The organism is Streptomyces sp. NEAU-YJ-81 (assembly GCF_017592595.1).
Taxonomy (GTDB): domain Bacteria; phylum Actinomycetota; class Actinomycetes; order Streptomycetales; family Streptomycetaceae; genus Streptomyces; species Streptomyces hygroscopicus_B.
This window is the reverse complement of the sequence record NZ_JAGFNO010000001.1, coordinates 661793-683330: the sequence shown is the minus strand read 5'-3', so window position 1 is coordinate 683330 and position 21538 is coordinate 661793. Positions and strand designations below refer to the sequence as shown.

The 21538-nt window shown below is 68.1% G+C and carries 17 protein-coding genes and 1 tRNA gene; 10 read left to right on the top strand and 8 right to left on the bottom strand.

The features are described 5' to 3' along the window. Window positions 1-175: 175 nt before the first annotated feature. Window positions 176-850, top strand: a complete 675-nt coding sequence (locus J5X86_RS03085; protein ID WP_014061749.1) for a Crp/Fnr family transcriptional regulator — start codon at window positions 176-178, stop codon at window positions 848-850. A gap of 186 nt (window positions 851-1036) precedes the next feature. Here J5X86_RS03085 and J5X86_RS03080 read toward each other — a convergent pair whose 3' ends face one another. The 4 genes from J5X86_RS03080 to J5X86_RS03065 form a co-directional block, all read right to left on the bottom strand. Continuing rightward, window positions 1037-1867 carry an MBL fold metallo-hydrolase gene (locus tag J5X86_RS03080; RefSeq protein WP_208515242.1) on the bottom strand — a complete coding sequence of 277 codons (831 nt, stop codon included), beginning with the start codon at window positions 1865-1867 and terminating at the stop codon, window positions 1037-1039. Beyond that, entirely contained in the window at window positions 1864-2931 is a 1068-nt protein-coding gene (locus J5X86_RS03075) for an NUDIX hydrolase (RefSeq protein WP_208515241.1), read from the bottom strand. The genes J5X86_RS03080 and J5X86_RS03075 overlap by 4 nt, the downstream gene beginning before the upstream one ends. A gap of 183 nt (window positions 2932-3114) precedes the next feature. After that, window positions 3115-3585, bottom strand: coding sequence for a RidA family protein (locus J5X86_RS03070; protein WP_208515240.1), 471 nt, complete (start codon window positions 3583-3585; stop codon window positions 3115-3117). Further along, window positions 3585-3740: a DUF4177 domain-containing protein gene (locus J5X86_RS03065; RefSeq protein WP_020870215.1), complete on the bottom strand. Its 156-nt coding sequence runs from the start codon at window positions 3738-3740 to the stop codon at window positions 3585-3587. Before J5X86_RS03065 ends, J5X86_RS03070 begins: the two co-directional genes overlap by 1 nt. 72 nt (window positions 3741-3812) lie before the next feature. Between J5X86_RS03065 and J5X86_RS03060 the strand changes: the two genes are divergently transcribed. Together J5X86_RS03060 and J5X86_RS03055 are read left to right on the top strand one after the other, a co-directional pair. Continuing rightward, entirely contained in the window at window positions 3813-4790 is a 978-nt protein-coding gene (locus tag J5X86_RS03060) for an ArsA-related P-loop ATPase (RefSeq protein ID WP_208515239.1), read from the top strand. Between the two features lie 53 nt (window positions 4791-4843). After that, a complete protein-coding gene (locus J5X86_RS03055; RefSeq protein ID WP_208515650.1) occupies window positions 4844-6199 on the top strand; it encodes an ArsA family ATPase in 1356 nt (451 codons plus the stop codon). Between the two features lie 604 nt (window positions 6200-6803). On the opposite strand, the gene J5X86_RS03050 is transcribed toward J5X86_RS03055, so the two are convergent. After that, the gene (locus J5X86_RS03050; protein WP_014061756.1) at window positions 6804-7139 is read right to left on the bottom strand and encodes a WhiB family transcriptional regulator; all 336 of its coding nucleotides are present in this window, start codon (window positions 7137-7139) and stop codon (window positions 6804-6806) included. 385 nt (window positions 7140-7524) lie between these two features. On the opposite strand from J5X86_RS03050, the gene J5X86_RS03045 reads away from it, so the two are divergent. Further along, window positions 7525-9795, top strand: coding sequence for a transglycosylase domain-containing protein (locus J5X86_RS03045; RefSeq protein ID WP_208515238.1), 2271 nt, complete (start codon window positions 7525-7527; stop codon window positions 9793-9795). Between the two features lie 255 nt (window positions 9796-10050). Here the strand turns inward: J5X86_RS03045 and J5X86_RS03040 are convergent, their stop codons facing one another. Then, complete coding sequence (locus J5X86_RS03040; protein ID WP_119989770.1) at window positions 10051-10521, bottom strand: GatB/YqeY domain-containing protein; 471 nt, start codon at window positions 10519-10521, stop codon at window positions 10051-10053. Window positions 10522-10598: 77 nt separating this feature from the next. Between J5X86_RS03040 and J5X86_RS03035 the strand changes: the two genes are divergently transcribed. Both J5X86_RS03035 and J5X86_RS03030 read left to right on the top strand, forming a co-directional pair. Continuing rightward, complete coding sequence (locus J5X86_RS03035; protein WP_205587739.1) at window positions 10599-11528, top strand: metallophosphoesterase; 930 nt, start codon at window positions 10599-10601, stop codon at window positions 11526-11528. A 106-nt stretch (window positions 11529-11634) separates the two neighbouring features. Further along, window positions 11635-11708: transfer RNA gene (locus J5X86_RS03030), tRNA-Pro, on the top strand. Window positions 11709-11901: 193 nt separating this feature from the next. Here the strand turns inward: J5X86_RS03030 and J5X86_RS03025 are convergent. Beyond that, window positions 11902-16491 carry an ATP-binding protein gene (locus J5X86_RS03025; RefSeq protein WP_208515237.1) on the bottom strand — a complete coding sequence of 1530 codons (4590 nt, stop codon included), beginning with the start codon at window positions 16489-16491 and terminating at the stop codon, window positions 11902-11904. A gap of 865 nt (window positions 16492-17356) precedes the next feature. Between J5X86_RS03025 and J5X86_RS03020 the strand changes: the two genes are divergently transcribed. After that, window positions 17357-18598, top strand: a complete 1242-nt coding sequence (locus tag J5X86_RS03020) for a hypothetical protein (protein WP_308124431.1) — start codon at window positions 17357-17359, stop codon at window positions 18596-18598. On the opposite strand, the gene J5X86_RS03015 is transcribed toward J5X86_RS03020, so the two are convergent. Next, on the bottom strand, window positions 18528-19325 hold the full coding sequence (locus J5X86_RS03015; RefSeq protein WP_374229223.1) for a PE-PGRS family protein: 798 nt from the start codon (window positions 19323-19325) through the stop codon (window positions 18528-18530). The two genes, J5X86_RS03020 and J5X86_RS03015, sit on opposite strands and share 71 nt — an antisense overlap. 174 nt (window positions 19326-19499) lie before the next feature. Here J5X86_RS03015 and J5X86_RS03010 point away from each other — a divergent pair, with 174 nt between their 5' ends. From J5X86_RS03010 to J5X86_RS03000, 3 genes are all read left to right on the top strand, one after another. Then, window positions 19500-19988 (top strand): hypothetical protein, encoded by a 489-nt coding sequence (locus J5X86_RS03010; RefSeq protein WP_243979222.1) that lies wholly within the window; start codon window positions 19500-19502, stop codon window positions 19986-19988. A 161-nt stretch (window positions 19989-20149) separates the two neighbouring features. Beyond that, entirely contained in the window at window positions 20150-21007 is an 858-nt protein-coding gene (locus J5X86_RS03005; RefSeq protein ID WP_308124429.1) for a nucleotide-binding protein, read from the top strand. 1 nt (window position 21008) lies between these two features. After that, window positions 21009-21473 (top strand): hypothetical protein, encoded by a 465-nt coding sequence (locus J5X86_RS03000; RefSeq protein ID WP_208515234.1) that lies wholly within the window; start codon window positions 21009-21011, stop codon window positions 21471-21473. Window positions 21474-21538: the final 65 nt, after the last annotated feature.

The following is a 21538-nucleotide window of genomic DNA, read 5'->3' as shown; positions in this document are numbered from 1 at the left end:
CCAGCCTAAGCCCACCCACTGACATCCGCCCCGGCCACCGCGAAGAGGTCCCCAATCGGACCCCTGCCGCACAGCTCGGCAGGCCAGTGCGTCAAACTTGTGATTGATCGCACTGTTTTACCGTCCGGCATCATGGGGACGTCGGTCCCCTGTGCATGTCGACAAGGAGAGACTCGTGGACGACGTTCTGCGGCGCGCCCCGCTCTTCGCGGCGCTCGATGACGAGCAGGCCGCTGAGCTGCGCGCCTCCATGGGAGAGGTCACCCTCGCGCGGGGTGACGCGCTCTTCCACGAAGGGGACCCCGGCGATCGCCTGTACGTGGTCACCGAGGGCAAGGTGAAGCTCCACCGCACCTCTCCCGACGGCCGCGAGAACATGCTCGCCGTGCTCGGTCCCGGCGAGCTGATCGGCGAACTGTCGCTTTTCGACCCCGGCCCGCGTACCGCCACCGCCACCGCCCTTACCGAGGTCAAGCTGCTCGGCCTCGGCCACGGCGATCTGCAGCCGTGGCTGAACGCCCGGCCCGAGGTCGCCTCCGCGCTGCTGCGCGCGGTCGCCCGGCGCCTGCGCAAGACCAACGACCAGATGTCCGACCTGGTCTTCTCCGACGTCCCCGGTCGGGTCGCCAGGGCCCTGCTGGACCTGTCGCGCCGCTTCGGCGTGCAGTCGGAGGAGGGCATCCACGTCGTACACGACCTGACCCAGGAGGAGCTGGCCCAGCTGGTCGGCGCCTCCCGCGAGACCGTCAACAAGGCGCTCGCCGACTTCGCGGGCCGCGGCTGGCTGCGGCTGGAGGCGCGCGCGGTGATCCTGCTGGACGTCGAGCGGCTGGCCAAGCGCTCCCGCTGACGCCGGACGGAACCGCCGGACGGAACGGATACGCGAAAACGGAACGTAAGGGCCCCGCCGGGATTCCGGCGGGGCCCTTACGACGCTCCTGAGCGGGCGGACTCCTGAGCGGGCGGACCACAGGCTGTGGAGCCAGCGGCCGCGGACCCACCGGACGCAGCCCCCCAAGCTCCAGGAAGACCGGCCTCAGATCAGCCCGTGCTCGCGCAGATAGTCCAGCTGGGCCCGTACCGACAGCTCCGCCGCCGGCCACAGGGACCGGTCCACGTCCGCGTACACATGCGCCACGACCTCCGAGGGCGTCCGGTGGCCGTCCTCGACGGCCGTCTCCACCTGCGCGAGCCGGTTGGCGCGATGCGCGAGGTAGTACTCCACGACGCCCCGGGCGTCGTTCAGCACCGGCCCGTGGCCCGGCAGGACGGTGTCCACCCCGTCGTCCACCGTCAGCGAGCGCAGCCGCCGCAGCGAGTCCAGATAGTCGCCGAGCCGCCCGTCCGGATGCGCGACGACGGTCGTGCCCCGCCCGAGCACCGTGTCGCCCGTAAGGACCGCGCCATCGGCCGGAAGGTGGAAGGACAGCGAGTCGGCGGTGTGGCCGGGCGTGGGCACCACCCGTAGCTCCAGACCGCCGGTGGTTATGACGTCCCCCAGCCCCAGCCCCTCGTCCCCCAGCCGCAGCGCCGGATCCAGGGCCCTTACGGACGTCCGCGTCAGCTCGGCGAAGCGCGCCGCGCCCTCCGCGTGGTCCGGGTGGCCATGGGTGAGCAGGGTCAGTGCGACCCGTCTGCCCGCCCGCTCGGCGGTCGCGATGACGTCCTTGAGGTGCGCGTCGTCGAGCGGCCCGGGGTCGATGACGACGGCGAGGTCGGAGTCGGGCTCGGCGACGATCCAGGTGTTGGTGCCGTCCAGCGTCATGGGCGAGGCGTTCGGCGCCAGGACGCAGAAGGCCCGGTCGGTGGCCGGGCCGCCGATGGTGCCGCCACGCGGCTGGCCGGGCAGAGCGGATGCGTACGTCATGCGGAGGGTCCCCCCGTGGCTCCCGGGATGTGCTTGGTGAACTCATCATGACCCGGCCAGCTCAACACCAGTTCCCCGTTTTCCACCCGCGCCTGGGCCAGGACCGGCGTCAGATCCCGGTCCGCCGCCGCGGCCAGTACGTCGGCGACCGAGCCGTGGGCCGCGAGCTGGCGCAGCGTCGCGATCGTGGGCGGCATCATCAGCAGTTCGCCCCGGTCGTAGCCGTCGGCCGCGTCGCCCGGGCGGATCCAGACGGTGCGGTCCGCCTCCGTGGAGGCATTACGGGTGCGCTGCCCCCGCGGCAGCGCAGCCACGAAGAACCAGGTGTCGTAGCGGCGCGGTTCGAACTCCGGGGTGATCCAGCGCGCCCAGCAGCCCAGCAGATCCGAGCGGAGCACTAGCCCCCGGCGGTCCAGGAACTCCGCGAACGACAGATCCCGGGCGACCAGCGCCGCGCGGTCCGCCTCCCAGTCGTCCCCCGTCGTGTCCGCGACCACGGTGTGCGGCGTCGGGCCCGCCAGCAGGACCCCCGCCTCCTCGAAGGTCTCGCGGACCGCCGCGCACACGATGGCCTGAGCCTGCGTCGCCTCGCTCGGGTCCAGGCCCAGCCGCCGCGCCCACTGCGCCCGCGAGGGGCCGGCCCAGGTGACCATCCGCTCGTCGCGCGGGTCCACGGAACCGCCCGGATAGGCGTACGCGCCTCCGGCGAAGGCCATGGAGGCGCGTCTGCGCAGCATGTAGACGGCGAGTCCGTCGGCCGCTCCCGCCCCGTTCCGCAGGCCCTCTGGGGACGTTTCAGGGCCTTCCGGGGCCTCCGCGGGCTCCGGCACCGTGTCGAACCTCTCCGGTGCGTCGAGCTCGTCCGGTGAGTGCTCCCCGTCCCCGTTCCGGGCGTCCTGTGCGTCCTGTGGTGTGTCCTGCCCGTCCGTTCCGTCCGGTCCGTCCCGCAGCAGCAGCACGGTGGCGGCCCGGCGCGGTGTCACCGGTGTGAGCTCGCCCGCCGACAAGAGGCGGATCCGCTCTGGCCACTCGGGTGGATACCACTGGCCATTCGTAGTGGACATGGCCGGATGCTATGCGCTTACGGGCTGATGTTCGAGTGGCACCGGCGGCGCCACGCCGGGGCCGGCCCGCGTGCCGGCGGTCACACCGGTACGCGCCCACCGGCCCACCGGCACGGCCCGCCCACGGGTCCGGCTCCCCAGTCCGCGACTTCGAGGCCCGTCAGTCCGCGACCTCGACGCTCGCTAGTCGGCGACCTCGACCTGGATCTCTACCTCGACCGGCGCGTCCAGCGGCAGCACCGCCACGCCCACCGCGCTGCGCGCGTGCACGCCCGCGTCGCCCAGAGCCTCGCCCAGCAGCTCGCTCGCACCGTTGACGACACCCGGCTGGCCGGTGAAGTCCGATGCCGAGGCGACGAAACCAACGACCTTCACGACACGCACGACGCGGTCGAGGTCACCGACGACCGACTTCACGGCGGCCAGCGCGTTCAGCGCACAGGTGCGCGCCAGCTCCTTGGCCTCCTCCGGGGTCACCTCCGCGCCGACCTTGCCGGTCACGCCCAGCTTCCCCTCGACCAGCGGCAGCTGGCCCGAGGTGTAGACGTACGGACCGGTGCGCAGCGCGGGCACATAGGAGGCCAGGGGCGCCGCGACCTCGGGCAGCGTCAGGCCGAGCCCGGCGAGCCTGCCCTCGACCGTGTCGCCGGCCATCAGCCCTTCTCCCGCTTCAGGTAGGCCACCAGCTGCTCAGGGTTCGGCCCGGGGACGACCTGGACCAGCTCCCAGCCGTCCTCGCCCCAGGTGTCCAGAATCTGCTTCGTGGCGTGTACGAGCAGCGGTACGGTCGCATATTCCCACTTGGTCATGGGGCCGACTGTAATGCCTCTCCGCCGGGCCCTGGTGCGTAGGGCGAGGGGCGACTGGTTAGGCTCCCCAGTGTGAGCAGGCTCCATGTCGTCAGCGGTAAGGGCGGAACCGGCAAGACCACGGTCGCCGCCGCACTCGCGCTGGCCCTCGCGGCCGAGGGCAGGCGCACCCTGCTGGTCGAGGTCGAAGGCCGTCAGGGCATCGCGCAACTCTTCGAAACGGAGCCGCTGCCCTACGAGGAGCGGAAGATCGCCACCGCGCCGGGCGGCGGGGAGGTGCACGCTCTGGCGATCGACCCGGAGTTCGCACTTCTGGACTACCTCCATATGTTCTACAAGCTGGGCTCGGCCGGACGCGCCCTCAAGAAGCTCGGCGCGATCGACTTCGCGACCACCATCGCCCCGGGGCTGCGGGACGTCCTGCTGACCGGCAAGGCGTGCGAGGCGGTGCGCCGTAAGGGCAAGGACGGCCGCTTCGTCTACGACTCCGTGGTCATGGACGCGCCGCCCACCGGCCGCATCACCCGCTTCCTGAACGTCAACGACGAAGTGGCGGGGCTGGCCCGGACCGGCCCGATACACAACCAGGCACAGGCCGTGATGCGCGTCCTGAAGTCGCCCCAGACGGCGGTCCACATGGTGACCCTGCTGGAGGAGATGCCGGTCCAGGAGACCGCGGACGGCATCTCCGAGCTGCGCGCGGACGGACTCCCGACGGGCGGGGTCATCATCAACATGGTGCGGCCCGCGGTCCTCGACCACGAGGCCGTCGAGGCCGTCGCCAACGGGCGGCGCGCGGCCGTCGCCAAGGCGCTCTCCCAGGCGGGCCTGGGCGGTGCGCGCCGCGGCGGCATGGCCGAGCGGCTGGTCGACCCGCTGCTGGAGCAGGCGCGGGAGCACGCCGAGCGGGTGGCGCTGGAGCGGGCGCAGCGCGCCGAGCTGACCGGCCTGGGGCTGCCGCTGCACGAGTTGGAGCTGCTCACGGACGGCATCGACCTGGCGGGGCTCTACCGGCTCGCGGTGGATCTGCGCAAGCAGTGGCCGGCGTGAGCGGCGCCCGCCGTAAGGGCGCCACGGACAACGAGTCGTACGCAGGAGGCGGCATGGGCATGGACGTGGCACCCCGGCTGGACATGGACGTCCTGCTGGACGATCCGCAGACCCGCATCGTGGTGTGCTGCGGCTCCGGCGGCGTCGGCAAGACCACCACCGCCGCCGCCCTGGGCGTGCGGGCCGCCGAGCGCGGCCGTAAGGTCGTCGTCCTCACCATCGACCCGGCCCGCCGACTTGCCCAGTCCATGGGCATCGACGCGCTCGACAACATCCCGCGCCGGGTGGAGGGCATCGGCGACGGGAACGGCGGCGAACTGCACGCCATGATGCTGGACATGAAGCGGACGTTCGACGAGTTCGTCGAGGCCCACGCCGATCCCGAGCGCGCCCGGGCCATCCTCGCGAACCCCTTCTACCAGTCGCTCTCGGCCGGTTTCGCGGGCACGCAGGAGTACATGGCCATGGAGAAGCTCGGCCAGCTCCGGGCCCGCGACGAATGGGATCTGATCATCGTCGACACCCCGCCCAGCCGGTCCGCGCTGGACTTCCTGGACGCGCCGAAACGTCTCGGCTCCTTCCTGGACGGGAAGTTCATCAAGGTGCTGATGGCGCCGGCGAAGGTGGGCGGCAAGGCCGGGATGAAGTTCCTGAACGTGGGCGTGTCGATGATGACGGGCACGGTCAGCAAGGTGCTCGGCGGGCAGCTGATGCGCGACGTTCAGACGTTTGCTGCCGCGATGGACACCATGTTCGGCGGATTCCGTACTCGCGCGGAGGCCACCTACCGGCTACTGCAGGCTCCCGGTACGGCCTTCCTGGTGGTGGCCGCGCCCGAGCGGGACGCCCTGCGGGAGGCCGCGTACTTCGTCGAACGCCTGGCCGCGGACCAGATGCCGCTGGCCGGTCTGGTGCTGAACCGGGTGCACGGCAGCGGGGCCGAACAGCTTTCGGCGGAACGGGCGTTGGCCGCCGCGGAGATCCTTTCCCTGACGGGCGACCCCGCGGATCCGGCGGATCCGGACGATGCGCCCGCGAACGCGGCGGAGGGAAGCGATCCGGCCAAGAACGATGCCGGGGCAGAAAATCTTGCCGCCGGCGGATTTGTCGATCCCCCCTCAGGGAATGCTCAAGCGCGGAACCCCTCGGCAGCGGACCCCGACGTCTCCCCCACGTCGGCGGACACGTCGGCGGAGCGGCTCGCCGCGGGACTGCTTCGGCTGCACGCGGAGCGTATGCAGGTGCTCGGACGCGAGCAGCGCACACACGACCGCTTCACGGCTCTCCACCCCGAGGTTCCGGTGGCCCAAGTGGCCGCACTCCCTGGCGACGTACACGACTTGGCAGGGCTGCGGGTGATCGGCGATCGCCTCGCGGTCCCAGTGGAACGGACCAAACGCGCGGGCTGAGTCGGTGCCCGCGCGGCGGTCGGCCGCGCGCACGAAGGAGACGCACGACAGGCAGCACGCATAGCGGACAGCGATGATGGACCGTGACGGACGGCGGCGTCGGCCGTCGTGCCGACATGGGTGACCATCACCGAGGCAGACAGACTCACCGAGGCAGGCAGCGCCGAGGCAAGCCGAGGTAAGCAGTCGCGCGGGCGCGCATAGCGCGCCTTGGTGGACATGGCTGCCCAGCAAGCGGCGCATGGCGCACGGGCCGGCGTACGGCACACGGCAGGCCACAGTCACCGGCGGCGCAGAGAGTCACCAGTGGCGCAGGCGGCGGCAGATCAATCGCAGCCCGATCAAAGACCAGCCGCAGACCAACCCCCGGCCCGCACCGACCCGTTAGCCAGCGTCACCCATGTCACTCGCCCCCCCCACGCCGACCGCGGCCCTGGCCGCGGTCGTGCTCGGAGGCGTGCGCGTACCCGTACCCGCCCCTGACGAGGCGCGCCGTACTCGCACCCCCACTCGTGCCGATGACGAGAGGTGGGTGAGGTGATGGTGAGGCGAGACGCTCACACCGGCAGGCCGTCAGCCGACCGCCGGCGCACCGCCGTCCGGCCTATCCGACCGCGGCGAAGCGCTCATAGTCCTCGTCGTCGAAGGGCAGAATCCCCGCGCTGCGCTCGTACTCGACGCGCGCGGTCTCCAGGAGCCTGCGCCAGGAGGTCACCGTCGGTCGGCGGCGCAGCAGTGCTCGCCGCTCGCGCTCGGTCATCCCTCCCCACACGCCGAACTCCACGCGGTTGTCCAAGGCATCCGCAAGGCACTCGGTGCGCACCGGGCATCCGGTGCAGACCGCTTTGGCCCTGTTCTGTGCCGCGCCCTGGACGAACAGTTCATCTGGATCAGTAGTGCGGCAGGCGGCCTGCGCACTCCAGTCGGTTACCCAGCCCATGCTGGCGCCGTCCTCTCCCGAATCGGAGCTCCCCCACGGCGACAAACGGCATATTCACCGTCGCCAGTTGAGGACGTTACGGAAGCGAGACAAGGCGCAACACCCCCTGCAGGCCCAATCTTGGATGGTCCGAACGGACTATGGGTACGCGGCAGATCACCCAACGGAGTGAGCTGACGACATTTGCGATTACTAGTGCAAATGTGGGCAGTTCACCCGCCGAACAACGGGCAGCTCGGGACAGGGGCCGCAATCCGGGCAGGTCTCATCACTCACTTGAGTGAGGGTGGGAGTGTGGCTCAGCCACTCACCTGTGACTGGCGTGAAACAGCGTATGCGAACACCCGGTCCCCTGTCCGGCGATTCGAGACGTAGGCTGCCCCCTATGGGAAACACGCGCTCGAGCGGCGGGCTGTCCTCCGCTCAACAGGCCGCCAAGTTCCTCGGCGTCAGCGCGCTGGCCGGTGCCGTGATGGCCGGCCTCGCGCTTCCCGCCGTCGGGGCGCTCGGCCTCGCGGCCAAGGGAACGGTCGAGGAGTTCGACGGAATTCCGGCCAATCTCAAGACACCGCCGCTCAGCCAGCGGACGACGATCCTGGACGCCAAGGGCGGGGAGATCGCGAAGGTCTACTCCCGCGACCGGACGATCGTGAAGCTGAACGACATCTCCCCGTATATGCGGCAGGCGATCGTCGCGATCGAGGACGCCCGCTTCTACGAGCACGGGGCGGTCGACCTCAAGGGCGTGCTGCGCGCGGTCAACACCAACGCGCAGGACGGCGGGGTCTCCCAGGGCGCCTCCACGCTGACCCAGCAGTATGTGAAGAACGTGTTCGTCGAGGAGGCGGGCGACGACAAGGAGAAGGTCGCCCAGGCCACCCGGCAGTCCATAGGCCGCAAGATCAAGGAACTGAAGTACGCGATCAAGGTCGAGAAGGAACTGGGCAAGAAGCGGATCCTCGAGAACTACCTGAACATCACCTTCTTCGGGCAGCAGGCGTACGGCATCGAGGCCGCGGCCCAGCGCTACTTCAGCAAGCCCGCCAAGGACCTGAAGCTGGAGCAGGCGGCACTGCTGGCCGGTCTCGTCCAGTCGCCCAGCCGCTACGACCCGGTCAGCGCCCCGAAGTCCGCCAAGGAGCGCCGCGACACCGTTCTGCAGCGGATGGCCCAGGTGAAGGACATCACTCCGGCGCAGGCCGCCGCGGCACAGAAGAAGCCGCTCGGCCTGAAGGTCAGCATGCCCAGGAGTGGCTGCATCACGGCCGTCCAGGGCGCCGGGTTCTTCTGTGACTACGTCCGCGAGACTCTGCTCAACGACCCGGCCTTCGGCAAGACGGCGGAGGCGCGCGCCAAGCGCTGGACCCAGGGCGGCCTGACGATCCGTACGACGCTCGACCCGAAGGCCCAGAAGTCGGTCCAGAAGTCGATCAAGGCGCATGTCTACCAGTCCGACCCGGTGGCCACCGCCGTGACGCTCGTCGAGCCGGGCACCGGCAAGGTGCTGGGGATGGGCCAGTCCAGGCCGTACGGCTTCGGTGAGAACGAGACCCAGATCAACCTGTCCGCGGACAAGTCCATGGGCGGCTCGAACTACGGCTTCCAGGTCGGTTCCACGTTCAAGCCGATCACCGCGGCGGCCGCGATCGAGCAGGGCAAGAAGCCGTACCAGCGCTACTCCTCGCCGTACAAGATGCCGTATCCGAGCCCGGTCACCACCTGCAAGGGCACCTGGACCAACGACGAGGGCGCGACCGTCGAGAACGAGAACGAGAAGGAAGTCGGCCCGTACGGAATGAGGGACGCGACCGCCAAGTCGGTCAACACCTACTTCGTCCAGCTGATCAGCGACATCGGGGTCTGCCCGGTGACGCAGATGGCCGACAAGATGGGGGTGAAGCGCGCCGACGGCAAGGAGCACAACCAGGTGCCCTCCCTCACCCTCGGCTCCGAGGGCTTCTCGCCGCTGACGATGGCCAACGCCTACGCGACCTTCGCCAACCGCGGTGTCTACTGCTCCCCGGTCTTCATCGAGTCGATCACCGGCCCGGACCACAAGGAGCTCAAGGTCCCGCAGTCGAAGTGCTCCCGCGCGATGTCGGCGAAGACCGCGGACACCATCAACACGCTGCTGCGCGGGGTCGTCGAGGACGGCACCGGCAAGCAGGCCGGCCTCCAGAGCCGTGCGAGCGCCGGTAAGACGGGTACGACGGACGAGCGCAGGGCCGCGTGGTTCGTGGGCTACACCCCGAACATGGCCGGTGCGGTGTGGGTCGGCGGCCCGGGCACCAAGGGCGTCAAGATGGAGAACATCACCATCGGCGGCGTCCCCCACGACAAGGTCTACGGCGCGGACACCCCCGGCCCGATCTGGAAGGACGCGATGAGCGGCGCCCTGGACGGCAAGCCGGCGCCGAACTTCGTGAAGGTCCCGATCAACGACCCGAACCAGCGCAAGCCCCACGACGGCAAGAAGCCGGACGACCGCGACCACAAGCCGGACCGTGGCAACGACGACGACGGCGGTGGCAACGGCGGCGAGGACAACCCGTGGCCGGACATCTCCCTGCCCCCGGACCTGATCGGCGGCGGCAATGGGAATGGCGGCAACCGCGGCAACGGCAATGAAGACGGCGGCTGGAACTGGCCGCGGTAGCGAAGCCTCGCGATGAAGCGCCGAAGGGGGCCGGACAGAGATGTCCGGCCCCCTTCGTGTGTGGGCGGGATGGCGACGCTGCGATCCTTACGGTTGCCATGGCAACAGCCTGACGACACAGAGCAAGCAAGCGCAACGCAACGCACACAGCGCGTGGGCCACGGTGGAACGCACAGCACACGCCACCTAACGCAACGCGAGGGGCGCCCAGCTTCCGAGCGAGAGCTACCCGCCCGCGGGGGATCCGCCCGCTGGCTACCCGCCCGCGAGCTGCCGCTTCACCGCGGCGGCGACCCGGCCGCCCTCCGCCCGCCCGGCGATCTTCGGGTTCACGATCTTCATCACGGCGCCCATGGCCCGCTGCCCCTCCGCACCGCCCGCCGCGGCCTCCCGCACCGCCTCGGCCACCAGGGCGTCCAGCTCGTCGTCCGTAAGAGGCTTCGGCAGATACTCGGCGAGCACCTCGCCCTCCGCCCGCTCCCGCTCGGCCTGCTCCGCGCGTCCACCCTTCTCGAACGCCTCGGCCGCCTCGCGGCGCTTCTTGGACTCCCGCGCGACGATCTTCTCCACCTCGGCGTCGGACAGCTCACGGGCCCTCTCGCCCGCGACCTCTTCCTTCGTGATCGCGCTGATGGTGAGCCGGAGAGTCGAGGAACGCAGCTCGTCGCGCGCCCTGATCGCCGCGGTGAGATCGTCCTTCAGCCTGGACTTGAGCGTGGTGGTCATGGCGTCGAGTCTGCCAGCACTGGCCGGGAATCACCCGAAGATTTCTCCCCCGGCCGCGTTCTGCGACCATGGACAACATGCGCGCGCGATACGGAGTACCCCTGGGAATCACGGCGGTCGGCGCGGCCGGCCTCGCCTACGCCGCCGGCTTCGAAGTCCGGTCCTTCAGGCTCCGGCGGATCACCGTTCCGGTGCTCCCGCAGGGGATGCGGCCCCTGCGCGTCCTGCAGATCTCCGACATCCACATGGTGAGCGGACAGCGCAAGAAGCAGCGCTGGCTCCAGTCCCTCGCCGGGCTGCGCCCCGACTTCGTGGTGAACACGGGCGACAACCTCTCGGACCCGGAGGGCGTGCCGGAGGTCCTGGACGCGCTGGGCCCGCTGATGGAGTTCCCCGGCGCCTATGTCTTCGGCTCGAACGACTACTACGGACCGAAGATGCGCAATCCCGCCCGCTATCTGCTCGAGAAGGCCAGCGGCCGGCACGGGCTGAACGGCAACGCCCCGGCCGTCGGCGCCATCCACAACCCGTGGACGGAGCTCCGTGACGCCTTCGACGCGGCCGGCTGGGTCGGGCTGTCGAACACGCGCGGCCGACTGAAGCTGGAGGACATCGAGATCGCCCTCACCGGCCTCGACGACCCCCACATCAAGCGCGACCGCTACGCCGAGGTGGCCGGCGGCCCCGAGACGGGCGCCGACCTCTCCCTCGCCGTGGTCCACGCCCCGTATCTGCGCGTCCTCGACGCCTTCACGGCCGACCGCTATCCCCTGGTCCTCGCCGGACACACCCACGGCGGCCAGCTCTGCATCCCCTTCTACGGCGCCCTGGTGACCAACTGCGACCTCGACACCCGCCGGGTCAAGGGCCTCTCCCAGCACCAGGCCGGCGGCCACACCTCGTACCTCCACGTCTCCGCGGGCTGCGGCACCAACCGCTACACACCGGTCCGCTTCGCCTGCCCCCCGGAAGCCACCCTCCTCACCCTGACCCCCCAGACCCCCTGACCCCACCCCCACCCACCGGAACCGCCCGGAACGCCCCGACCTGCGAGACCTCGGAAACCGGATTTCGTCTCTGGCCACAGGTCCGCTAAAGTAGAGCTCGTTGCTTCGGGGTGTAGCGCAGCTTGGCAGCGCGCTTCGTTCGGGACGAAGAGGTCGTGGGTTCAAATCCCGCCACCCCGACTGAAGGAACACCAGGTCAAGGGCCCGATCCGCTTCGCGGGTCGGGCCCTTGAGTGGTTTCTGAGGCCATTTTGGGAGCCGTTTGGGAGCCGACTTCATGTCCTGGCTCCCAAACCGCTCCCATCACCCCGTCGCCAAGCCTGCTCGTTCATGCACCAAGGGTGGCGGGCCTCCAGTGATCACGGGGCAGCTCTCACACGCTGCCATCCGGCCATTGCCACACCGCCGCGTCGGCATCCGCGTCACGTACGCTCTTCAGCTTCACGTCGGCCATGGTTTCGACCTCGAAGAAGCGCAACGGATCGGTGATGATCCGCAGCATTGGGGTCCCCCTGCCCTCTTCCAGGTTCGAGGCGATGACGAGCGAGTAGTTGCTTCCCTCTGCAAGCGCACGTGTGAGTTCCGCGCTAGTGAGTGAGACGTCGGCCGGCTCTGCCCCGCCATGAGCCTTGATCTCGTAGAAATGACCTGTTGAGTCGACGGCGTCTGCCCCCAGCCGTTGAACACCTCGCTGGTCTTCCAACGTCCGCCCGCTCAAGTCAAGGATTCCGGCAAGCAATGCCAGGACGGTCTTCTCCTTATCCCGATCCTGGTAACCGAGCAGGCCGGAGTACTCGCTGGGTGCGGCCCCGCCCTGACGCGGTTGCGGCAGCGAGGCGACGCGCCGGCTTCTGGCGGAGGGCGCGGAGCGCTGCTGCGGCGAGGAACCGATTCGGGTGCTCTGAGGGGTACGCGCCTGTAGTTCGGTCAAGGGAACCAGCCTGCGAGCCGGAGGAGGGGCAGGTTGGGGTCCCACGCCGGAAGGTGTGGGACTCGCGGGAGGAACAGGCATTGAGCGAGGCGACTGGACTCCTTTTGGTGGCTTTACCTGGCCGCTCGCCTGGGTCGGCACCGAGGGACCTGCGGGCCGCGACAATTCCCGCTCCTGCAGCTGCGAAGCCAAACACACGCGTTCCTCATGATCTTGTTGGCCGGACGGGACGAGCGGAGTGACGGGAGCGTCCTGCGGCCAGTCCTCCTCCCAGAGATCACGCCAACGGTGGCCGACGTGAGCGCGCTCCGCTGCGAAGAGGGAGGCCACAGCCAACCCACCTCCCCGGGCGGTTCTCAGCGCCCCGGGACTATCGACGAAGAGCGCCTTAGCTTCCCGATCGACATGCGCGTCGACCCGGATCTCGATCACCTCATCGTCCTCGTTTGGGTTCAGGCGGATCCGCAGCCCTGGCATTACCCGTACCTCAAGCTCCGTCAGCCAGGCCCAGTCCTTGAAAGCCTCAGCGGCAGCTGGCTCATCCCTAACGAGAGTGTCCTGCAAGCTGGTCACGGCCCATCGAAAGTCCTCGGTCAGCTGCTGATCAGAACGTCCACTGTCCGGGGCAACGACACAGGCAACCGCTGTCTCCAGCTTGTGCACCTTGAGGACACCCAACAGGCCGGTGAATTGCTGGAGATGTCCGCCCGGCTGCCAAACATGTAGGTGCTCGCCGAGCGTACGCACGATGGCGGGGTGGTCTACCGCGTAGACGGGCCGTTCTTGCGTCCAGCCTCGGGTGGTGCGCAGCGGCAACCAGCGCAGCTTGGACCGCAAGCCAGGAGAGATAGGACCCTCAGCCGAAGTGACGGCGTCGGCGAGGGACCTCAGTGCCTCCAGCATTACGCGCTGTTGGTCCGCCTGGAGCTGGGTGCCGGACTGCGCAATCTCCTTCAGCACATCAGCAAGGTCCTCAGGTCTCGGCTCTTCGATCCAGAGAGCTTCCCAGAGCGGGTTCAACTCAGGGTCAGGGATGGTGAAGGGCCGGAAGCCGCGCAGGATTGTCGGGCCACGGAAGCAGGCGGCCGCCCTCTGCCATCCCTTGTCGGTGAGCACGAAGTCGGTGCCGTTGAAGGCATCCCGAACCCTCTTTCGCAGCTCACTGCGAGACGTGCCCGCCACTTCATGCCTCAGCCGCCCTGCCAGAGCCTGATAGACGAGATAGACCTCGGCTTTGAGACGGTCGTCCACCGAGCCGAGAGCCATGGAGCGCTTCCGAAGTTCCCGCAATCTATTGATCAACTGAGGAACGTCGGGGTCTCCATTCACCCCGAGAACTGCCAAGACATCGATCCGGCTGGACGTGTTCTCCTGGATCGCCGGGTGCAGATATCCCGGGTCGTCATGGCCGTAGAGCGCCTGCGAGTCGCGCGTGGACAAGTGCACCTGCGCCGGAGTGCACAGTTTGCCGCTGGTGTCCTCCAGCCAGGCGGTCTCCCGGAGCCGCCAAACCCACAGGGCCGCCGTCTGACCGCGCGCGATCCATCGGCGATTCGCCTCCGCCGCTTGTACGTCCGCGTGGTCGGATGAGGTGACCATGCCGGGCCTGCCGAGCGTATGCAACAGAGCGGCCGTACGACGCCTGCGTTCCCGAAGGTTCTGCTCGGAGACGATGTGCTGTACCACGGCATCCAGGTCCGGACTGATGCGGTCGTCCAGCGTGTAATCCGCCCTCAATCGGCGTAGCTCCCTCGTGCGAGCAGCTGGGGACAACCAGCAGTCGCGCGCGAGACCGATGCGGGAGTCGGCCTCATACGACTTGGTTTCTCGGCCCGGCTGAAGCTCCTTGAGCCGGGGTATATCCGCCACCCCCAGAAGGCGCAGGAAGGCAGTTCGGCTCAGCCCGCACTGACCTTGAGACAGCAGAGTGCGTGTGTAGTAGCGCTGCACCCACTTGATGCCGGGCGTCTTTCCTGCGGCGACGGCGAGACGATCTCCGTCGGTGCTCTCCAGCACTTGAGGGAGGTAGGCATGTGCGGGTGGCACCTTGCACGGCATTTCGTTGCCGTCGGAGTCGTACACATATCCATCGAGGAGTAGGGCCTTCCCGATCCCGGGACCGAGTCGCTCCCGCACCTTCTTCGACACTTCGCCCAAGGCCGCCTGGATGGACACGAGTTGCTCGACTCCGCACCCTGTGTCGCCGCCGATTCGACTGCCAATGCGGCCCATCTGCACGATTCGGCTCAGTACGGCCGCGGTGTCGTCGCGCCGTACGAGACAGCCCTGTTTCCGCAGCCAGTCGAGGACACGTCGGGCCCACGGCGAGTTCTCCGCGTAGTCGGCATGGAGGTTCACGACGATGCCCAACGCGTCCAGCGGATTGCTGCTGCGCGGTTCAGCGTCCTGGGGCTCAGCGAACGCGATGCCGGGCGCCGTCGGCCACAGTCGCCGGCCATCGGCGTCGATGACACACGGACGATTGCGCAGCAGGAAGTCAAGATCCTCCTCAATGGCAACCGCTGCGAGACGGATGGTCTGCCCGATGTCGTACTGGATGTCGTCGAGTGAGATGAGCGCGTCCCTCACCCGCACCTCATCGGCGAGTTCTGCGGTGCCCTCGGAGCGCCAGTCCGTCAGGACCTCACGCCACTGGTGAGCACCGTCGCGAGCGCGTCGCGGAAAGGTACTCCGCAGTCCGGCCAGCCGGGCGATGTCCTCGTCATCCAGCACACCCGACAGCTGCGGCTCCTCAACGGCGAGCGCCGAGAGCGGCTTCGTGGTCCCGTCCGGGCAGGGGAGGGAGATCTGGGAGGCCAACCAGTTGCGGGAACGGTCGACCAACGCCGCACGGATGCTGTCCGGGAGCCGAGTGGGGGATGACGGGTCGGAGGGCAAAGGCAGCAGAACTAGGTGCCAAGCCGAAGGTTCGACCTCGTTCAGTACATCGAGGGCGGCAGCGGCCCAGAGGTCCGCGACGAGCGGGACGAGGTCCGCGTTCCATCGGCTGGCAGCGAATCCTTCACGGCTGACGACGGGGTCAAACTGGGCGTGCACTCGAGCTGGGGCTCTCAACTCAGCCACTGGTAGCCCAGCGTGCACACTCCCCAGTTCCAGTCCGTGCACCGGCAGCGCGACGGCGACCGGCATGGAGGCTCCCACCGCCTTGTGCCGACGTGTACTCGTGCCGTGCGGTGCGACGTGGGCGTCATAGACCCGCCACAGTGCCCCATTGGTCGTCCGGGCTTCGCGGACCCGGACCTCCGTTTCCTCACCGTCGATGCGGAGCTTTCGCCGGTCGATCTCCGCCCAACTCAGCTTAAGCATCACCGACGGCGTCTCGTCGTCGTCCCCCTGCTCACTTGAACAGTCGCTCAGGGCTTCGACCTGCCTCACGTGGCGGAGGAAGAGCAGGGAGCTGTCGTTCCACGTCTCGAACCACTCGAAGAGCTCCGAAGCGGACAGAGCGCCGGGCGGCAGAGGGATTCGGAAGACCGTCCATTCAGGCCCCACGAGTTGCTCCGGCACTACCAACGGCTCGACAGACCGAATCGACAGGTCGGCGAACCGCACGTGGTAGGGGTGACAGTGCACCTCCCAGGTGGTCGCCAAGGCGCGCAAGGTAGCCAGCCCGATTCCGAATCGCCCCGTCGCCTCCGCATCGGAGCTCTTGCCGCTGAGCCACGGCAGGCCGAGCAGCAAGATGTCAGCCAGTCGCACGCCCTTGCCATCATGGGCAATCAACAACTCCTCGGGGCGCCAAATGAATCGGACCTGGGAAGCGCCCGTGTCATCAGCGTTCTGCACCATCTCGGACAGGACTTGCAGCCGGTCCGATGAGAGAGTTTCGGCGCCCCTCTGCCCTCCCTCGGCCATCAGACGGAAGACGCCGGGCCCATTCTGAAGGCCCTCATCGAGGAGTCCTACTGCGCGAGCAGCCTGTTCAACGGTCGCGATATCGATACCCGGATCTGTACGCGGATCCGACAACAGTGCTTCCACTGCCGCGATGAGCTCTTCATCCTCGTTCACCCGAATCCCCTCCCCATGGCCGCTTTCAAGAGCGCCCCCGCGGCCAGCCAAAGCCTCGGGGCAATTGGTGCACGACCTGGCTATGACCGGCGAAATTGCGCCAAAAACCGGTAACCAACAGCCTCGAGTCAGCGCGTCAATACCAGAGCAGGCCGCGCGCCACGGTCCGCACAACCACACGACCATCAGCTCACGCCACAGCCGGTGAACGACCGGAATCACCTGATGCTGGGGCCTGATTGTCAGACCGGGATGCTAGAGGCGACGGACACTGATGCGCTCGTCCCCCTTTGAACTCGTGTGCCCCCACCCCGTTGGCCCACTGATACTCATGCGCTTCATGGACACAGTGGAACTTCGCTCAGCCAGCAGCCCTGTCCCAGCGGTTTGCACCGCAGCACCGTCGAGGGCTAACAGGTAGGCCCGAACGACTTGTGTCGCAGTGACGACAGACGGTACGACGATCGCCATGCACCCTTGGTCTCCGTTGAACGACCGGCAGCTCGCGCTCCTCACCCGTATCGGGGGCGGAGCCGACCCCGTCACGTCCGACAGCCCCGAACTCGCGGTCACATCTCGCGCGCTCAGGGACCGGGGCTTGGTGACCATGCCCCGGAAGAAGGGGAGGTGGCAGGCGGAGATCACTGACGCGGGGCGCTTCTATCTGGAGCACGGGCATCATCCCGACCGTCCGGAGATGGCTCCACGCAAGCCTCGCGTGGCGGCGCCTGAAGCCGGGGCGCCGGTTGCCGCTGGTCCGTCGCAGGATGCCGATCCCCCGACCGAGACGAAGCCCGCCCCGAAACGGATGGTGAAACCTCCGCGCCCATCGCCAGCGGCTGTCGGGCCCGCGCTCATCGCGCAGGTGCGGGAGGCCGGACGATTCCTTCGGATCCCGGACCCCAGCGAGGCGGAACGGGCTCGGTACCGCAGGGCGTTCGACGCGGCGCGGCAGTGCGCTCCGGAGGGGTATCACCTGAAGTACAGCGGGCGGGCGAAGGGCGACTTCTTCCTCGGCCTGCTCCGGGTGACCGGTGAAGACGACACCGAGTGGAACCGGATCCGCTTGGCGCGCAGCCGTGTAATCACCGACGTCGAGGACGTGCTCGCCGCGGTCACCAAGGACCACAGCGCCTTCGAGATCTCCGAGGAAGTCCTGCCGAGGGTGCTGGCGCTGATCCGACTGCTCGCCGAGCAGGCACTCGCGCGGTACGGCGAGATCGCGGTGTCCAAGAAGCGCAGGCAGCCGAGGCCGCTGCTCACCGTCCACGGCAGGACGTACGAGGTCGGCTTCCGTGAGCGGCAGAAGCAGGTCCGGTACGTCCCCAAGCAGCCGGGCCGACGCACGTACGACTGGCAGCGGGTCACACCGGCCCACAAGTTCGAGCCGTCCGGCGAACTGGAGGTGCTGGTCAGCGAGAACTCGGGTTACAGCTACAACTACGGCTGGAAGAAGGAGTGGGCCGACACGGCCAAGAAGCCGTTGGAGGAGCAGATCACCTCAATCTTCCGAGCGTTGAAGGCACGCGCGGAGGAGCAAGAGCGGGCCCGGCTGGAACGAGAGGCGGAGCAACAGCGTCTGCGACAGGAGCGGGAGCGCCAGGAGGCCGAGCGCCGGCGACTGGCGGCTGAGCGGGAGGAGCGCGAGCGGCGGGAGTGGGAGGCCGCGGTAAGTGCGGCTTCGGTCCTGGCGGTTCACGCGGTACGGGCTGAGCACTTCGGCACAGCCCTTGAGCAGTGGCGGGCCGCGGGTGAGATCCGGGCGTTCTGCGCCGCGCTGGATGAAGTCGCCGCCGCGTCGGATGATGCCCCCGAAGCTGAGAGGCTGCGGGAGTGGTCGGCTTGGGGGAACGCGGAGGCCGATCAGCTCGACCCCACGACGAACGGCAAGGGTCTAGCCGCCCGCGACTTCAACGTGGAGCCGACGAAGAAGCAGCTGCGACCGTTCCTCGACGGCTGGCGGCCGGACCGGCCGGAGAAGGAGCCTCCAGCTCAGCCAACGCCTCCGAAGCCGGAGCCAGACCCATGGCGCGGCGTCATCGACGCACATCAGGATCAAGGGTGGCGATATGGACGCCCAGGTCGCGCTCAATGGTGGAGGCGATGACGCCGTGGCCTCGGTCGCGTAGGGCCTTGACCGCCTTCTCGACGAGTTCTCCGAGCCGGATGACCTCGGCGCGCAGGGCTACCAACTCGTCGTAGCGGTCGGCCTTGTCTTCGCCGCACCACGCCCGGACGGTTCGCAGGACGGCTACCTCCGCATCCAGCTTCCGGTCGTCCCGTCGGCTGTAGGAGTACCAGGAGGACTGGGCGCGCTCCTGCTCGATGCCCTGCTGCTTGCGGTCCACCTCCGGAAGGATCTCGTCGGCGAGGCGGCCGGCCACCTGACGGGCGACGCGCTCGGCGATCGGCCACCCAGCCAGGCACATGCCGTTGCGGTTCTCGTAGACCATAGCGTCGCTGCGGAGTTCAGCTGCGTCCATGCCGATGAGCGGTGCCGTCTCATCGAGGTGGCTCAGCTCCAGGACCCCGGCGTCGGCCACCGTTCGGCGCAGGCGGAGCCTGTTCTTCGGACGGACGAATCCGAGGATCATCCGGGCCGCCTCGAACTCCGTGCCGCCCCGGACCTCCCTCGACGCTTCGGCCAACGCGAGCTCCGCCGTGTCATCCGCTCTGAAGGAGTCAACGTCATTCCACGAGGCCATCAGGCAGCTGGGGCTCACCCACTCCTGCAGGCCAGCTTCTTCACCATCCAGGAACCGCACATGAATGTTCCCTGATCTTCCAGAACCGCGGACCCTGACAATCTCGACCTGGCGCACCGCGCCACCCAGTTCCTTCGGCGTGGCCCGATACGCTCAGCGTTCCCCGGTCTCCATGCGTCCATTGAGTCAGGTCGACGGCACCGCCACGCACCAATCAACAGATCCGAGGTATGTCTGATTTCCGCCGTCCCCTCGGCAGCAAACCTGAGAGAGGATCACGGTCAGCTTCCAGGGGGATCTCACATGACAGATCAGCACAACCGCACCTGCGGGCGCCAGACCCGCTCCGGGAACCCATGCAAGGTCCGGATATCGGGCTCGGACGTGGCGTGCGGCACGCATGCGACGGAGCAGGACAAAGCTGTGGCCGAGGCTCACCGACGCGGGTGGAGCGAAGGCTACAAGTCCGCCAGTGAGAGCAGTGCAAGCTACTCCAGATCCCGGATCGAGCGTTTGGAGCAGCGCGTCAAAGAGCTCGAGGAGCAGCTGGACGACGCGAAGCGCGTTTACGAGATCGGCGGCTACCAGGTCGTGGACGTCGGCGGATACGCCTACCGCTGGCACGGGAGCACACCACTTGAGGTCGGTGACCGAGTGCTGCTGCCCGAAAACTACGTGAGCCGCATGAAGAACGGGCCCGGCGCCACCCTGGGCGTGGTGAGCAAGCTCGGCACCACCTATCGCGGGCCTCTGTCCGACATCGTCAGTCGGGCGCCAGCGACGGATGGGTAAGAGAACCTGAGCACCGTGGCCGTGGAGAGCTCGTCAGCTGAGTCCGTTGTCAGACCCTGCCGCTAACGTCGAGTGGCACAGGTCTCTCGTACATCAGCAGGGAGCAACGCATGCCAACCACAACAGAGGACGGGCGTGGGGTAGATCGCCGAAGAGTGTTCGTGATCCACGGACGCAACGATCGGGCACGCCGAGGACTGTTCGAGTTCCTGCGGGCCATCGGGCTCGACCCGATCGAGTGGTCGGAAGCAGGCCGTATGACGGGAAAGGGCTCCCCGTACATCGGCGAGATCCTCGATGCGGCATTCGGTAGCGCCCCGGCAGTCGTCGTCCTGCAGACCCCGGACGATGTCACCTACCTGCACGAGAGCCTGACTCACCCAGGCGATCCAGAGTGCAACCCGCAGATGCAGCCCCGCCCGAACGTGCTCTTCGAAGCGGGCATGGCCATGGGCCGCGACGCGGACCGCACTGTGATCGTGGAACTCGGACAGGTGAAGGTCTTCAGCGACATCCACGGCCGACATGTCGTCCGTCTCGACAACAGCGTCAAGAAGCGGCAGGATCTCGCGACCCGTCTGGAAACCGCAGGATGTGCTGTCCGGCTGACAGGGACGGACTGGCACGAGGCCGGCGACCTGACTCCACCGGTTCCCCCGGGCGGCGGGCTTCCGATGGGCCGGAAACTGCCGTCATCGCAGGCGGCGGGCACGCCCCGGCTGAAGGCCCGGTACATCGACAATGGGCGCAACAAGATCGATGCTGTCGAGATCACCAACCACGGTCCCGGCGACGTGTACGAGCTAGACGTCGACGCTGATGCCAAGGTTGGGCTCATCACGCGAAACGCCGATGAATTCCCTGTCTCGAAGCTGCCCGAAGGCAAGTCCGTGCGCGTGGGGCGCATGTCGTCGGACTCTCTCGCGTCACGCTCGAACTCGTACTTCACCATCACCATCACTGCCAAGACCGTCGATGGGACAGCAATCGAGATCGACGAGTTCGTGAGCGGAGCGTGACGTGGACATCCAGTTGACCTTGCCTCTGGATCACGACGGGTTCCTCCGTCGGGAATGCCCACACTGCGTGCGCCAGTTCAAGTGGCATCACGGTCCAGCGAACGAGGAAGCCGAAGGGCAGCCCGCCCCAGCGGCCTACCACTGCCCCCTATGCGGGCAGCCTGCAGGAATGGACTCCTGGTGGACGCAGGAACAACTTGAATATGCCCAAGGCACGGCTATCCCTGCAGCGACGCGAGAGATCGAACAAGAACTGCGCGACGCGTTCAAGGGTGCCAGCAGCAAGCACCTGAGGTTCGACTTCAAAGGCGGCATCGACACACCGGACGTACCGGCTCCGCTTACCGAGCCCGACGACATGGTCATCGTCACATCCCCATGCCACTCGTACGAGCCGGTAAAGGTCCCTGAAGACGCGTCGGGCCCGCATCACTGCCTCGTATGCGGTCAAGCCTTCGCCGTCTGATCCCAGGCGATCGAAAGCAGCGGTACACGATGCAAGCGCTGCGCCCCACGCGGTGAATCGCGTGG